Source organism: Kitasatospora sp. NPDC022856, from assembly GCF_055561235.1.
Map to the genome: position 1 here is coordinate 99,290 of NZ_JBVHHE010000018.1, position 13,355 is coordinate 112,644.

A 13,355-nucleotide genomic window follows, 5' to 3' on the forward strand; every position below is an offset into this window, starting at 1 on the left:
GACCTCATTCGACGTGGAGCGCCAGGCCCGGGTTGAACGGACTCTCCCTACTGAAAGTAGGACGTGCTCCGGTAGCACCACTGACGCCTGACGAGGAATCAGCTCCCTCGTGACAGGAAGAAGACTAGCAGGTCAGGGGTCGTGCTCCGAACCGGCCCGGGCATCGGCCGAATCCGGGAAAACAGAAGAGGTCCGATGCCTGGAAAGGCACCGGACCTCGTCCGATGTGGAGCGCCAGGCCCGGGTTGAACGGACTCTCCCTACTGAAAGTAGGACGTGCTCCGGTAGCACCACTGACGCCTGACGAGAGATCATCTCCCTCGCGACAGGAAGTACAGTACCAGCTCGGAGACCCCGTCCCGAACCCGAGGAGAATCCCGGATGACCGGTCAGCGCCCCACCCCGCCCGAGGTCGTCGAGTACACCCCCGGCCACCTGATGGACGTCCACCGCCCGGTGGGTGCCGAAGGTCCGGCGGCCGTCGTCCTGCTCTGGCACGGGCGGGGCTCGGACGAGCGGGACGTGCTGCGGCCGCTGGCTCAGGAGGCGGCGGGGCTGGGGCTGCTGGTGCTCGTCCCCGACTGGCGCTCGGACCAGGAGGACGGCGGCCGTGCGCGGCTGCTGGCGTCGTTCGAGTACGCCCGCCGGGAGGCGGCCTCGTTCGGCGGCGATCCGGCCCGGTTCGTACTCGCCGGCTGGTCGCTGGGCGGGCGCGAGGCCGTCGCGCTGGCCACCCACCCGGGCACCCCCGAGGAGGTCCGCCCGACGGCGGCCGTCGGGATCGCCTCCGCCTACGGCCGCCCGGCCGTGACCACGGGCGAGGCCCCGCTGCCGCTCCTCGCCGAGCGGCCCTCCCCCGTCCCGGTCTGGCTGGTGCACGGCACCGCCGACGACCTGGTGCCCGCGGCGCTGAGCCGGGAGCTGCACGCCGCGCTGACCGAGCGGCGCTCGCCGGTACGGCTGCTGGAGCTGGACTCCGACCACGCCGGCGTGGTGCTGACCGAGTACGACCCGGCCGTGGAGCGCTGCCGCCCCGCCCGGGCGGACCACGCCGTGCGCGCCGGCCGCGCGACCGCCCGGGTCCTGGCCGAGGCGGCGGCCGTCGGCGCACCGGCCCGGGCGGCCGACCCGGCCCGCTGACCGAGGGAAGCGGGCCCCGGTCAGCTGCCGACGGTGAGGGGCAGCGCGCGGACGTGGTGGTGGCGTTCGAGGGCTTCGAGGTCACGCTGGAGCGGTGGCTTGGGCACCGCCAGGACGGGGCAGGCGGCGTGCCGCACGCAGTAGGCCGTCACGGACGGGCGCAGGGCGCGGGCGAGCGCCCCGCGGCCGCCGGCGCCGAGGACGAGCCGGTCCCCGGGGCGGTCGGCGGAGCGGACCAGGGCCCGGCCGGTCTCCCCGCGCACGGCCTGGCAGCGCAGCCGGACGCCCGCCGGGCCGCCGCCGAAGGCCTCGTCCAGGGCCTGCCGCAACCGGGCGACGGCCGCGTCGCGGCAGGCGCTGAGCAGCGGCGGGCAGGGGGACCGGCGGTAGCCGAACTCGCCGCCGGCCGGCGTCCAGCAGAGCACCGCGAGGACCTCGGCGTCGGTGCGGCGGGCCTCGGCGACCGCGTGGTGCAGGGCGGCCAGGCTGCCGAGTGACCCGCTGACCCCGACCACGAGACGGCCGCGCCCGTCCGGTCCGCCACCCGGCCCGACCGTCGACTCGCCCGTCAGCTCGTCCGTCGGCTCGTCCCCGTGGATTCCGGCGCCGTTGTCCGCCATGGCCCTGCCCGTCCTTCCGGCCTGTCCTGCCGCGCTGTCGCGTGTCTCGCTGACGGACTCAGCAAAGCCGGGCCGCAGCCGCAGCGGCCGTCCGTTGACGGAGCCCTGACGCGCGGCGGGCCGATCCGTACGCGGTCCTGACAGCGCTCCCCCCGACGGCAGCGGGGTGCACGGCCGGGTCAGGCGCCGGGGCCGTCCGCCTCCCAGAGGTCGGCGAACATCTTGTCCAGGTGCTCCTCGCCGATCGGCGGGACGGGGAGCGGGTGGGCGGCCCGGGTACGGAAGCCGTCGAGCAGGAGGGCGAGGTAGCGGCGCCAGAGGTCGGGGCGCAGCTCGGTGGTGGCGGGCAGGGCCCGGCAGAGCGGGCCGAGCATGAAGAGCAGGTCCATGGTGGCGACGTCGGGGCGCATGGTGCCCTGCTGCTGCGCCCGGGCGACCAGGGTGCCGACCGTCACCGCGTTCTGCCGGCTGATCGCGATCATCGCGGGGGTGGTGGGGATGGCCTGGGTGACCAGGTCGTTGATGCCCCGGTCGGCGGCGACCAGCTCGAAGATCCGCTCGAAGTAGCGCTCGATCGCGCTCCAGGCGTCCTCGGCGGCCAGTGCCTCCCGGGCCGCGCCGTCGAGCAGTGCGGCGGCGTCGGCGAAGACCTCGGCGATCAGTGCCTCGCGGGTCGGGAAGTGCCGGTACAGCGTCGCGTTGCCGACGCCGGCCTCCTTGGCGATCTGGTCCAGCGGGACGTCCAGGCCCTGCCGGGAGAACAGCTCGCGGGCGGCGGCCAGCAGCAGGTCGCGGTTGCGCTGGGCGTCGCGTCGCAGCCGGCCGGGGGTCGTCGCGCTGCTCGATGCCATGCGACGACCCTAGCAATCGCGTCCGCCCGGGCCCGGGCACCGGACCGGCCCCGGGGTGGGCGACACCCCGGGGCCGGTCCACGCGACCGCGGTCAGCGTGACGCGCGGGGCCGCAGCCAGACCGCCCAGGTCAGCGCCGAGCAGAACAGGTAGGCCGCGAGGAAGCCGAGGTACGCGGCGTCGCCGTTGTGGGTGCTGAGGAAGGACTGCCGGAAGGCCAGGTTGACCAACACCCCGCCGAACGCCCCCACCGCCCCGGCCAGTCCGATCAGCGCGGACGACCGGCGGCGCGAGTCGGCCTCGGCCCCCGCCGGATCGGCGCCGGCCGCGACCTCCGCCCGGGCCCGGTCCTGGTAGTGCGCCGGGATCATCTTGTAGGTCGAGCCGTTGCCGATGCCGCTCAGCACGAACAGCGCGACGAAGCCGGCGAGGAACAGCGGCAGCGAACCGGCCCGGGAGGCGGCCAGCACGACGGCCGTGCCGGCGCCCATCCCCACGAAGGTGGCCAGGGTGACCCGCGGACCGCCCCAGCGGTCGGCCAGCCGCCCGCCGACCGGCCGCAGCAGCGAGCCGAGCAGCGGCCCGAGGAAGGTCAGCGCGGCAGCCTTGACCGGCGTGTCGAAGCGGTCGTGGAACTGCACCTGCAGGACCTGCCCGAAGGCGAAGCCGAAGCCGATGAACGAGCCGAAGGTGCCGATGTACAGGGTGGAGACCGCCCAGCCGTACGGGTCGCGGGCGACCTCGCGCAGCGCCCGGCCCTCGCCCCGCGGCGGGACGGCGAGGTTGTCCATCCGCCACCAGGCCCCGGCCGCGGCCAGCACGATCAGCGGCAGGTAGAGCAGCGGCAGCAGCCGGGGGTGCGCCGCGCCGGCGGTGGCGAGCACCAGCAGGCCGAGCAGCTGCACCGCCGGGACGCCGAGGTTGCCGCCGCCGGCGTTGATGCCGAGCGCCCAGCCCTTGAGGCGGTGCGGGTAGAAGGCGTTGATGTTGGCCATCGAGGAGGCGAAGTTGCCGCCGCCGAACCCGGCGACGCAGGCCACCGCGAGCAGCGTGCCGTAGTGCACGCCCGGGGTCAGCACCAGCGCCGCCAGCGCGGTGGGGACGAGCAGCAGCAGTGCGCTGATCACCGTCCAGTTGCGGCCGCCGAACCGGGCCACCGCGAAGGTGTACGGCAGGCGCAGCGTCGCGCCGAGCGCGGTGGGCAGGGCGGTCAGGGTGAACTTGCCGGCCGTGTCGATGTGGTACTCGGGGCCGAGGAAGAGCACGAGCACCGACCAGAGGCTCCAGACCGAGAAGCCGATGTGTTCGGAGAGCACCGAGAAGACCAGGTTGCGCCGGGCGATCCGGGCTCCGGTCCGGTCCCAGAACGCGGTGTCCTCCGGGTCCCAGCCGGCGAGCACGGTCGGGGCGGGTCTGCTGCCGGGGCGTCCGGTCTCGACGACGGCGCTCATGCGGGGGCCTGCGCGGTGGCGCGGGCGGGCACGGCGGGGCGGGCCGCGGCGGGCGCCGGCTCCACCGCGCTGCGGACCGGCCAGAGCCTGAGGACGGCGGGGGTGCCGTCGGGGGCGGTCTCCTCGTCGAGGCAGCGGCCGTCGGTCAGGTCGAAGACCTGCTTGTACATCGGGGACGCCAGGGTGGGCCGCTCGCCGCGGCTGCCGAGCAGGCCGCGCGAGAGGACGTGCGCGCCGCTGAACGGGTCCCGGTTGTCGAGGGCGTGCAGGCCGCCGGAGCGGTCCCGGAAGACGGCCACCTGCTCGCCGTCGAGCAGCACCGCCACTCCGCGCCCGGGTTGCAGGTCGTCGAGGGTGCAGACGGTACGCCAGCGGGTGCCGTCGTGGATTTCCACGGTCACGGGGTGAGCACCTCCAGTCGGGGCCCGGCCACCAGGACCGGAGCGGGGGTGGTGAGGACGCGCCCGTCCTCACCGGGGCGGGCGGGGCGGATCTGGCCGCGTTCGGGGACGAAGGTGACGGCCGGGTCCGGGGTACCGGGGGCGTTGACGAAGGAGGAGAAGCGCCGGAGCCGGTCGGGGTCGGCCAGGGTGGCCGCCCATTCGTCCTGGTAGCAGTTGATGTGACGATCCATCAGTTCGTCCAGCTCGGCGGCGATGCCGAGCGAGTCGTCGATGACCACCGCGCGCAGGTGGTCCAGACCGCCCTCCAGGCGGTCCAGCCAGACCGAGGTGCGCTCCAGGCGGTCGGCGGTGCGGATGTAGAACATCAGGTAGCGGTCGATGGTGCGGATCAGCGTCTCGCGGTCCAGATCGGCTGCCAGCAGGTCGGCATGACGGGGCGTCATGCCGCCGTTGCCGCCGACGTAGAGGTTCCAGCCGGCCGAGGTGGCGATCACGCCGAAGTCCTTGCTCTGCGCCTCGGCGCACTCGCGGGCGCAGCCCGAGACCGCCGACTTGAGCTTGTGCGGAGAGCGCAGGCCCCGGTAGCGCAGTTCGAGCTCGATCGCGAGGGCGACGGAGTCCTGGACGCCGTAGCGGCACCAGGTCTCGCCGACACAGGACTTCACGGTGCGCAGCGCCTTGCCGTAGGCGTGGCCGGACTCGAAGCCGGCGTCCACCAACCTGGCCCAGATGCCCGGGAGTTGGTCCACGCTGGCACCGAAGAGGTCGATCCGCTGGCCGCCGGTGATCTTGGTGTAGAGGCCGTAGTCGCGGGCGATCTCACCGATCGTGATCAGGCCCTCGGGGGTGATCTCACCGCCGGGCACCCGCGGCACCACCGAGTAGGAGCCGTTGCGCTGCAGGTTGGCGAGGAAATGGTCGTTGGAGTCCTGCAGCGCGGCCTGCTCGCCGTCCAGGATGTGGCCGCCGCCGAGGCTGGCCAGGATCGAGGCGACGGTCGGCTTGCAGACCTCGCAGCCCTCGCCCTGCCCGTACCGGTCCAGCAGGTCGGAGAAGCCGGTGATGCCGGTGACCCGGACGATCTCGTACAGCTCCGCGCGGGTCTGCGCGAAGTGCTCGCACAGGCCGGTCTGCGGGGCGAACCCGGCGGCCGCCAGCTCCTCGCCGACCACGGTGCCCAGCTGCTTGACGCAGCTGCCGCAGCCGGTGCCGGCCCGGGTGCACTTCTTGACCGCGGCGACGCTGTCGCAGCCCTGCTCACGGACGGCGGCGCGGACCGCCCCCTGGGTGACGTTGTGGCAGGAGCAGAGCACCGCCTCGTCGGGCAGCGCGACCGGTCCGGCGGTGGAGAGCCCGGCGGGCAGCACCAGTTGCTCGGGCGGGACGGTCAGCGGCCGGCCGGCCACCGCGAGCGGGCGCAGGGTGCCGTAGGAGTCGGTGTCGCCGACCAGGACGCCGCCCAGCAGCGCGCCGTCGGCGCCGATCACCAGCTTGCGGTAGACGCCGAGCCGGCTGTCGCTGTAGAGCACGTCGACGGCGCCCTCGGCGGCGCCGTGCGGGTCGCCGAAGCTGGCCACGTCCACGCCGAGCAGCTTGAGCTTGGTGGAGGTGTCCGCGCCCACGAAGCCGTCGCCGGGGCGGTCGGCCAGTTCGCGGGCGGCGGTCTCGGCCATCTGGTACCCGGGGGCGACCAGGCCGTAGACCCGGCCGTCGGCAGCCTGGGCGCACTCGCCGATGGCCAGCACGGCCGGGTCGGCGGTGCGGCAGCGCTCGTCGACCACGATGCCGCCGCGGGTGCCGACCGGCAGGCCGCAGTCGCGGGCCAGCTGGTCGCGCGGGCGGATGCCGGCGGAGAACACCACCAGGTCGGCCGCGAGTTCGCGGCCGTCGGAGAGGCTCAGCGCCCGCACCCGGCCCTCCGGCCCGGTCGCCACGGCGTCGGCGGCGGCACTGGTGTGCACGGTCACGCCGAGGTCCTCGATCTTGCGGCGGAGCAGGGCCCCGCCACCGTCGTCCACCTGGACGGCCATCAGTCGGGGCGCGAACTCGACCACGTGGGTGGACAGGCCCGTCGCCCGCAGCGCGCCGGCGGCCTCCAGGCCGAGCAGGCCGCCGCCGACCACCACGCCGATCGTCGCCCGCTCGGCGTCGGCCCGGATCGCGTCCAGGCCCTCGATGGTCCGGTAGACGTGGCAGCCGGCCGCGTCCCGGCCGGGGACGGGCGGCACGAAGGGCGCGGATCCGGTGGCCAGCACCAGGGCGTCGTAGCGCACCTGCCGGCCGGCCCGGGTGGTGACCGTACGGGCGGCGCGGTCGATGGCGGTGACCGGGTCGCCGAGGCGCAGGTCGATGCCGTGCTCGGCGAGGAAACCGGGCGGGCAGAGCGCGAGGTCCTCGGGTGTCCGGCCGTCGAACAGCGAGCTGAGGTGGACGCGGTCGTAGGCCGGGCGCGGCTCCTCGGCGAGGACGGTGACCCGCCAGCGATCGGCGCCGGGCTGCTCGGTCCAGGCCTCCAGGAAGCGCTGGCCAACCATGCCGTGGCCGACCAGGACGAGCTCCCGTGGTCGGTCGGGCGAGTGCGACGTCATCGCGGTACTCCTCGGGTCGTACGGGGGGGGGTGCGGGGTGGCGGGGTCTGTGGGGTGCTGCTCGGGCGAGCGGATACGGCGGGTGGGCCGGGTGTCCGGCGAGTGGGGCGGGTGTCCGGCAGGTGGGGCGGGTGTCCGGCGAGCGGTCCGTCGGGTGCCGTCCTCATGCCGAAGAATCTGACCGGTGGTCGTTTCGCGGTCGGGTCCCCCGTGTTGCGCGCGCGGTACGCCTCGCTCACGGCCTCCGGGGGGCGGGGTGCGCGGCAGGACATCAGCCGTAACCGGGGGGCCGGCTTCGCTTACGCCCGGGTGACCGGCGGGCAACCCCGCCGTAACGCGGAGAAAGCACCCTTGCGCCCATGGCAACCTCCCCCACCCCCACCGGCCCGCGTCCCGGCGCACCCCCCGGCCCACTGACCGGCTTCACGATCGGGGTGACCGCGGCCCGCCGCCGCGACGAACTGGTCGCCCTGCTCAGCCGGCGCGGCGCCCAGGTGGTCGAGGCCCCCGTGCTGCGGATCACCCCGCTGGCCGACGACCTCGCCCTGCGCCGGGCCACCGAACTCTGCCTGGCCGCCCCGCTGGACTACGTGGTGGCCACCACCGGCGTCGGCTGGCGCGGCTGGATGAGCGCCGCCGAGGGGTGGGGCCGGGGCGCCGCCCTGGCCGACGCCTGCCGCAACGCCGTGGTGCTCAGCCGTGGCCCCAAGGCGACCGGCGCCGTCCGGGCGAGCGGCCTCGACGAGGCCTTCTCCCCCCGCTCCGAGGCCACCGACGAGCTGCTCACCTGGCTGCTCGCCCGCCCGCTGGCCGGCCGTCGGGTCGCCATCCAGGAGCACGGCGTCCGGCTGGACGCCTTCGCGGCGGCGCTGCGCGAGCGCGGTGCCGAGGTGATCTCCGTCCCGGTCTACCGCTGGGAGGCCCCGGACGACCCGACGCCGGTGCGGCGGCTGGTCGAGCAGACCGTCCGGCGGCAGGTCCACGCGCTCACCTTCACCAGTGCCCCGGCCGTCAGCGCCTTCGTGGAGACGGCCACCTCCGAAGGACTGCGGGAGCCGCTGCTGGACGCCCTGCGCGGCGACGTCCTGCCGGTCTGCGTCGGCGCGCTCTGCGCCCGGCCGTTCGCCGACCTCGGCCTGCCCGTGCTGTTCCCCGAGCGCGGCCGGCTGGGCTCCCTGGTCCGCTACCTCGGCGAGACACTGCCCGGCCGGAACCGGCGCGAACTCGCCCTCGCCGGAAGGCTGCTGACCCTCCAGGGCAACGCCGTACTGGTCGACGGCGAGAGCCACTGGCTGAGCCCGCGCGGGGCGGCCGTGCTGCGGGCGCTCGCCGAACAGCCGGGCCGGGTGCTCAGCCGGGCCGAACTGCTGCGCACCGTCTGGGTGGACGCGGCGGCGGACGAGCACGCGGTCGAGGCGGCGATCGGCCGGCTGCGGGCCGCGCTCGGGCCGCACGGCGGGCTGATCCGGACGGTCCCGAAGCGCGGCTACCGGCTGGCGGCGGCCTGATGCGCCGGACAGCCGCGAGGCGGAACGGGCCGGAGCGGACGACCGACGCGGCCCCGCGGAACCTGACGGACCGGCTGCCCGGGGACGGTCCCCGGGCCCGGCCGGTGATGAGCCCGGTGCGGAAGCCGGCGGCCCGGCCGGCACCGCGCGGCGGCCGTCCGGTGCTGCTGGCCGTCGCCCACGGCAGCCGCGATCCGGCCGGAACGGCCGCCACCAGGGCGCTGCTCGCCCGGGTCCGCGCGCTGCGCCCCGAACTCGACGTCCGCTGCTGCTTCCTGGACCTCGCCGTGCCCTCCCTGCCCACCGCGCTGGGCGAGCTGTCCGCCGGCGAGGCCGCCGTCCTGGTGCCGCTGCTCCTCGGTACCGGCTACCACCTGCGGGTGGACATCCCCCGCGCGCTGGCCGACGCCGGTCTGCCGCACGTCCGACTCGCCCCCGCGCTGGGCCCGAGCCCGCTGCTGGCCGCCGCCCTGGCGGACCGGCTCGCCGAGAGCGGCCGCCCGGCCGGCGCCGGACCGGTGGTGCTCGCGGCGGCCGGCTCCTCCGACCCGGCCGCCGCCGCGGACACCGCCCGGACGGCGCGGCTGCTCGCCCGCCGGCTCGGCGAGGGCCGGCCGGTCGTCCCCGCCTACCTCTCGGCGGCCCGGCCGACTCCGCAGGAGGCGGTCGAGGCCCTGCACGCGGCCGGCCACCGCGACGTGGCCGTCGCCACCTACCTGCTCGGCCCGGGGTTCTTCGCCGACCGGGCGGCCGGCACCGCCGCCCGGTGGGCCAGCGCCCCGCTCGGCACGCACGACGCGCTCGCCCGCCTGGTCGCCGACCGCTACGACCGGGCCTGCCGCCCGGCCCTCCCCGGCCGCGCCGACCACGACAACCGCACCGCCGTGCCCCGGCGGGAGGAGGCCGCCGTGCTCCGCTGAGCCGGCGCACGGCGGTCGACGCGGTCGGCGCGCGCAACCCCGGCCCCCGAAGCTGTCGACCCGGTCACACCCGCCCGTCGGTCCGGGACGGCTGGTCGGCCGCTGCGTAGGGTGGATCTTGTCGATGCGGACGGCTCGGACGGCGGGGTGGGTTGTGGGGACCGGAAGGTCACTGACGGCACGTCAACTCATCGGCCTGCTGGTGGACCAGGGCTCGTTCCGGAGCTGGGACGAGCCGGTCGGGGCGCAGTCGGCCGACGCCGACTACCTGGCCGCACTGGCCCGGGCGCGCGAACGCACCGGGGTGGACGAAGCGGTGATCACCGGGGTCGGGCTGATCGCCGGCCGGCCGGTGGCGCTGGTCGCCTCCGAGTTCGGCTTCCTCGGCGGCTCGATCGGGGTGGCCACCGCGGAACGGATCACCCGGGCCGTGGAACGGGCGACGGCCGAGCGGCTCCCGCTGGTCGCCCTGCCGGTCTCGGGCGGGACGCGGATGCAGGAGGGGTCGGCGGCCTTCCTCTGCATGCTGCGCATCACCGCCGCCGTCCAGGCCCACCGCGCGGCCGGCCTGCCGTACCTCAGCTACCTGCGCAACCCCACCATGGGCGGGGTCTTCGCCTCCTGGGGGACGCTGGGACAGCTGGTGTTCGCCGAGCCGCGGGCCCGGCTCGGGTTCCTCGGGCCCCGGGTGTACCAGGAGTTGCGGGGCGTGGAGCTGCCCGCGGACGTGCAGCTCGCGGAGACCCTGGCCGGGCGCGGCCTGGTGGACGCCGTGGTGGCGCCGGAGGACCTGCGGGAGGTGCTCCGACGGTCGCTGGCCGTCCTGGCCCCGGCCGCGAGCGTGCCGGATTCCGTGACCGCACCGGAGGCCGTGACCGTACCGGACACCGCACCCGCGCCCGACATCGCGACCGCCCGAGAGCCGGACGCCTGGGACTCCGTGCGGCGCACCCGCCGCCCCGACCGGCCGGGGGCGCGCGAGCTGCTGCGCCGGACGGCCGACGAGCTGGTCCTGCTGGACGCGCCAGGCGGCCGCGGCGGCGCCCTGGTCCGGGCCCTCGCCGTCCTGCACGGCCGGCCCGCCCTGATCGTCGGGCAGCAACGGCAGGGTCCGGACCATGAACGCCCTTTCACCGCCGCCGACCTGCGGGCCGTACGGCGCAGCGCCCGGCTCGCCGAGCAGCTCGGCCTGCCGCTGGTCACCGTCGTCGACACGGCCGGCGCCGAGCTGTCCGCGGCGGCCGAACTGGACGGCATCGCCGTCGAGATCGCGCACTGCCTGACCACCCTGCTCGCCCTGCGCACGCCGGTGCTGGCGGTGCTGCTCGGCCAGGGCTCGGGCGGCGGCGCGCTCGCCCTGCTGCCCGCCGACCGGGTGCTCGCCGCCGGCCACGCCTGGCTCGCGCCGCTGCCGCCCGAAGGCGCCTCCGCGATCGTCCACCGGGACGGCGCGCACGCCGCCGACCTCGCCCGCTCGCAGGGCATCGGCGCGGCCGACCTGGCGGCGGTCGGCCTGGTCGACGCCGTGGTGCCCGAACGGCCGGACGCCGCCGACGAGCCGGCCGCGTTCTGCGACCGGCTCGGCCGGGCGGTCGGCGCGGCGCTCACCGCACTGGCCGGGGTACCGGAGGCCGAGCGGCTCACCGCCCGCGCCCGGCGCCACCGCCGGCTCGGGGACCTGCTCGTCGCCCCGGCCCGCGGCGGCTCCGTCTAGGACTCACTGACCACGCGCGCCGCACCGGCGCGCGGGGAGAACGGTCGGACAAGCCGTGGCTCCCCCGGGAGGCGGGTCCGGTCTCACCTCAGGAAGTCGACGTGGTCACCGCCCTTCATCGGCACGCCGTCGCGAGTACCGCACCGGCCCGGCGGCCCGCTCCTGCTGCGAGGCCGCCCCGGCCTCGGCCAGCCGGGCCAGCGCGGCGGCCTCCGGGCTGTTCTCCGCCGCGCTGAACACGTGTACGACCAGGCCCGTCTCGCCCGGTGCGGCGGGCACGTGCAGCGTCTCGTAGTCCAGGGTAAGCAGCCCCGCCACCGGGTGCCGCAGCCGTTTGCGGCCCGCGCCGCACACCACGATCTCGCCGGTGACCCAGATCCGCCGGAAGTCCGCGCTGCGCGCCGACAGTTCGGTGATCAGCGCGGCCAGCTCCGTGTCGTCCGGGTAGCTCCCGGCGGAGACCCGCAGCTGGCCGACGGCCTCGCGGGCCCGGTCCTCCCACTCGGGGTGGACGTCCCGGGAGGCGGGGTCGCAGAACAGGTACCTGGCGTTGTTGCCGTCCCGGCCGCCGGGTGTGCCGAGTCCGCCCATCAGTTCGGCGCCCAGCGCGTTCCAGGCCACCACGTCGAGGTGGGGGGTCGTCGCGAAGGCGGGGAAGTGGACGACGGCGTCCAGGAGCCGCCGCAGCTGCGGGCTGACCCGCGCCGCGGGCGCGGTGCCGCGCCGGGCTCCGGCCAGGGTGGCGAGGTGCCGGCGCTCGGCGGCGTCGAGGCCGAGCGCCCGCGCGAGCGCGTCGAGCACCTCGGTGGACGGCTGGGTGGCCCGGCCCTGTTCGAGGCGGACGTAGTAGTCGACGCTGATCCCGGCGAGCTGGGCCAGTTCCTCGCGGCGCAGCCCGCGGACCCGCCGGTGACGGCCGCCGGCGATGCCGACGTCCTCCGGAGCGACGCGGCCGCGCCGGGCCCGCAGGAAACCGCCGAGCGCCCGCCGGGTGTCGCCGACCCCGTCGACCGTCCCGACCGTCTCGACCCGGCCGCCGCCCCCGCCCGTGCCGTCCGTCGTCGTGTCCTTGTGCCTCATCCCGCCCCCCGTTTCCTGGCGTCCAGTATGGGTGGCCCTCCCGGTACCAGGATCACCGGTCCTCCGGTTGACCAGGGTTCTGGCTGCCCGGTCGCGCCCGGGAGAGCGTGTACGACATGACCGCAGCCACGCCGCAGCAGCAGAAGATCCTCGTCGTCAGCGCCCACCCGGACCCCCGCTCGCTCACCACCGCCCTCACCGCGTTCGCGGTCGACCGCCTGCGCGGCGCGGGGCACGAGGTCCGGCAGTCCGACCTCTACGCGATGAAGTGGAAGGCCGGGCTGGACGCCGACGACTTCCCCGCACACGCGCCGGACGAGCGGCTGCACGTGATGGCCGCCTCGGAGCGGGCCACGCTGGCCGGGCGGCTGTCGCCGGACATCGCCGCGGAGCAGGAGAAGGTGCGCTGGTCGGACGCGGTGATCCTGCAGTTCCCGCTCTGGTGGTTCTCGACCCCCGCGCTCATGAAGGGCTGGATCGAGCGGGTGTTCACCGCCGGGTTCGGCTACGGCCCGGCCCTGCCTCCCCCCTACACCCAGGACTCCGCCCTGGCGGGCCGGCGCGCGCTGATGTCCGTGACGGCGGGCGCGCGGGAGACGTCGCTCCTCGACCGGGGCATCCACGGCCGGCTGGCGGACGTGCTCCACCCGGTCCAGCACGGCCTCTTCTGGTTCACCGGTATGGCACCGCTGGAGCCGTTCGCGGTGTACGACGCGAACGAGCTGTCCGAGGCGCGCTTCGAGGCGGCGAAGGAGGCGTACGGCCGGCGGCTCGACCGGCTCTTCACCGACGAGCCGGTCCCGTTCCGGTCGCTCGTCGGGGGTGACTACGGCCGCGACATGCGGCTGATGCCGGGTGTGGAGGCGCCGGGGACGGGCGGGTTGGACCTGCACGTCCGCCCGCGCGGCTGAGGAGCCCGGGCGGCGGGACCCGGTCCGGGCCGTCGGGGCGCCCACCGAGGGCGCACCGGTGTGGCGCCGCTCTCAGATCGTCTGTACCCGTAGTGGTTCCCCCGGGCCGGTCCGTGACGGGCCCCGGTGGCCCGCCGGTGAGTGCGCTCACACACGAAAGGCCGCCAC

Annotated in this window: 11 protein-coding genes; 5 read left to right on the forward strand and 6 right to left on the reverse strand. The window is 76.0% G+C overall.

Annotation, left to right across the window (positions count from 1 at the left end; translation table 11 throughout):
• The first annotated feature begins 381 nt into the window (after window positions 1–381).
• Window positions 382–1,140 (forward strand): alpha/beta hydrolase, encoded by a 759-nt coding sequence (locus ACZ34W_RS23715; RefSeq protein WP_465606819.1) that lies wholly within the window; start codon window positions 382–384, stop codon window positions 1,138–1,140.
• Window positions 1,141–1,160: 20 nt separating this feature from the next.
• Here ACZ34W_RS23715 and ACZ34W_RS23720 read toward each other — a convergent pair whose 3' ends face one another.
• The 5 genes from ACZ34W_RS23720 to nirB all read right to left on the reverse strand — a co-directional run bounded on the left by ACZ34W_RS23720 (window position 1,161) and on the right by nirB (window position 7,054).
• The gene (locus ACZ34W_RS23720) at window positions 1,161–1,760 is read right to left on the reverse strand and encodes a universal stress protein (RefSeq protein WP_465606821.1); all 600 of its coding nucleotides are present in this window, start codon (window positions 1,758–1,760) and stop codon (window positions 1,161–1,163) included.
• 179 nt (window positions 1,761–1,939) lie between these two features.
• A complete protein-coding gene (locus ACZ34W_RS23725; RefSeq protein WP_359806257.1) occupies window positions 1,940–2,611 on the reverse strand; it encodes a TetR/AcrR family transcriptional regulator in 672 nt (223 codons plus the stop codon).
• A 92-nt stretch (window positions 2,612–2,703) separates the two neighbouring features.
• Window positions 2,704–4,062, reverse strand: a complete 1,359-nt coding sequence (locus ACZ34W_RS23730) for a nitrate/nitrite transporter (protein ID WP_465606824.1) — start codon at window positions 4,060–4,062, stop codon at window positions 2,704–2,706.
• Window positions 4,059–4,463 carry a nitrite reductase small subunit NirD gene (gene nirD / locus ACZ34W_RS23735; protein ID WP_329490935.1) on the reverse strand — a complete coding sequence of 135 codons (405 nt, stop codon included), beginning with the start codon at window positions 4,461–4,463 and terminating at the stop codon, window positions 4,059–4,061. Before nirD ends, ACZ34W_RS23730 begins: the two co-directional genes overlap by 4 nt.
• Window positions 4,460–7,054, reverse strand: a complete 2,595-nt coding sequence (gene nirB / locus ACZ34W_RS23740) for a nitrite reductase large subunit NirB (protein ID WP_465606826.1) — start codon at window positions 7,052–7,054, stop codon at window positions 4,460–4,462. The genes nirD and nirB overlap by 4 nt, the downstream gene beginning before the upstream one ends.
• Window positions 7,055–7,413: 359 nt before the next feature.
• Here nirB and ACZ34W_RS23745 point away from each other — a divergent pair, with 359 nt between their 5' ends.
• The 3 genes from ACZ34W_RS23745 to ACZ34W_RS23755 all read left to right on the forward strand — a co-directional run bounded on the left by ACZ34W_RS23745 (window position 7,414) and on the right by ACZ34W_RS23755 (window position 11,196).
• Window positions 7,414–8,562: a uroporphyrinogen-III synthase gene (locus ACZ34W_RS23745; RefSeq protein WP_465606828.1), complete on the forward strand. Its 1,149-nt coding sequence runs from the start codon at window positions 7,414–7,416 to the stop codon at window positions 8,560–8,562.
• 107 nt (window positions 8,563–8,669) lie between these two features.
• Window positions 8,670–9,482: a sirohydrochlorin chelatase gene (locus ACZ34W_RS23750; protein WP_465606830.1), complete on the forward strand. Its 813-nt coding sequence runs from the start codon at window positions 8,670–8,672 to the stop codon at window positions 9,480–9,482.
• Window positions 9,483–9,636: 154 nt separating this feature from the next.
• Window positions 9,637–11,196, forward strand: a complete 1,560-nt coding sequence (locus ACZ34W_RS23755) for a carboxyl transferase domain-containing protein (protein WP_465606832.1) — start codon at window positions 9,637–9,639, stop codon at window positions 11,194–11,196.
• A gap of 105 nt (window positions 11,197–11,301) precedes the next feature.
• On the opposite strand, the gene ACZ34W_RS23760 is transcribed toward ACZ34W_RS23755, so the two are convergent.
• Window positions 11,302–12,276: a helix-turn-helix domain-containing protein gene (locus ACZ34W_RS23760; RefSeq protein WP_465606834.1), complete on the reverse strand. Its 975-nt coding sequence runs from the start codon at window positions 12,274–12,276 to the stop codon at window positions 11,302–11,304.
• A 116-nt stretch (window positions 12,277–12,392) separates the two neighbouring features.
• On the opposite strand from ACZ34W_RS23760, the gene ACZ34W_RS23765 reads away from it, so the two are divergent.
• Entirely contained in the window at window positions 12,393–13,187 is a 795-nt protein-coding gene (locus ACZ34W_RS23765) for an NAD(P)H-dependent oxidoreductase (protein ID WP_465606836.1), read from the forward strand.
• The last annotated feature ends 168 nt before the right edge of the window (window positions 13,188–13,355 follow it).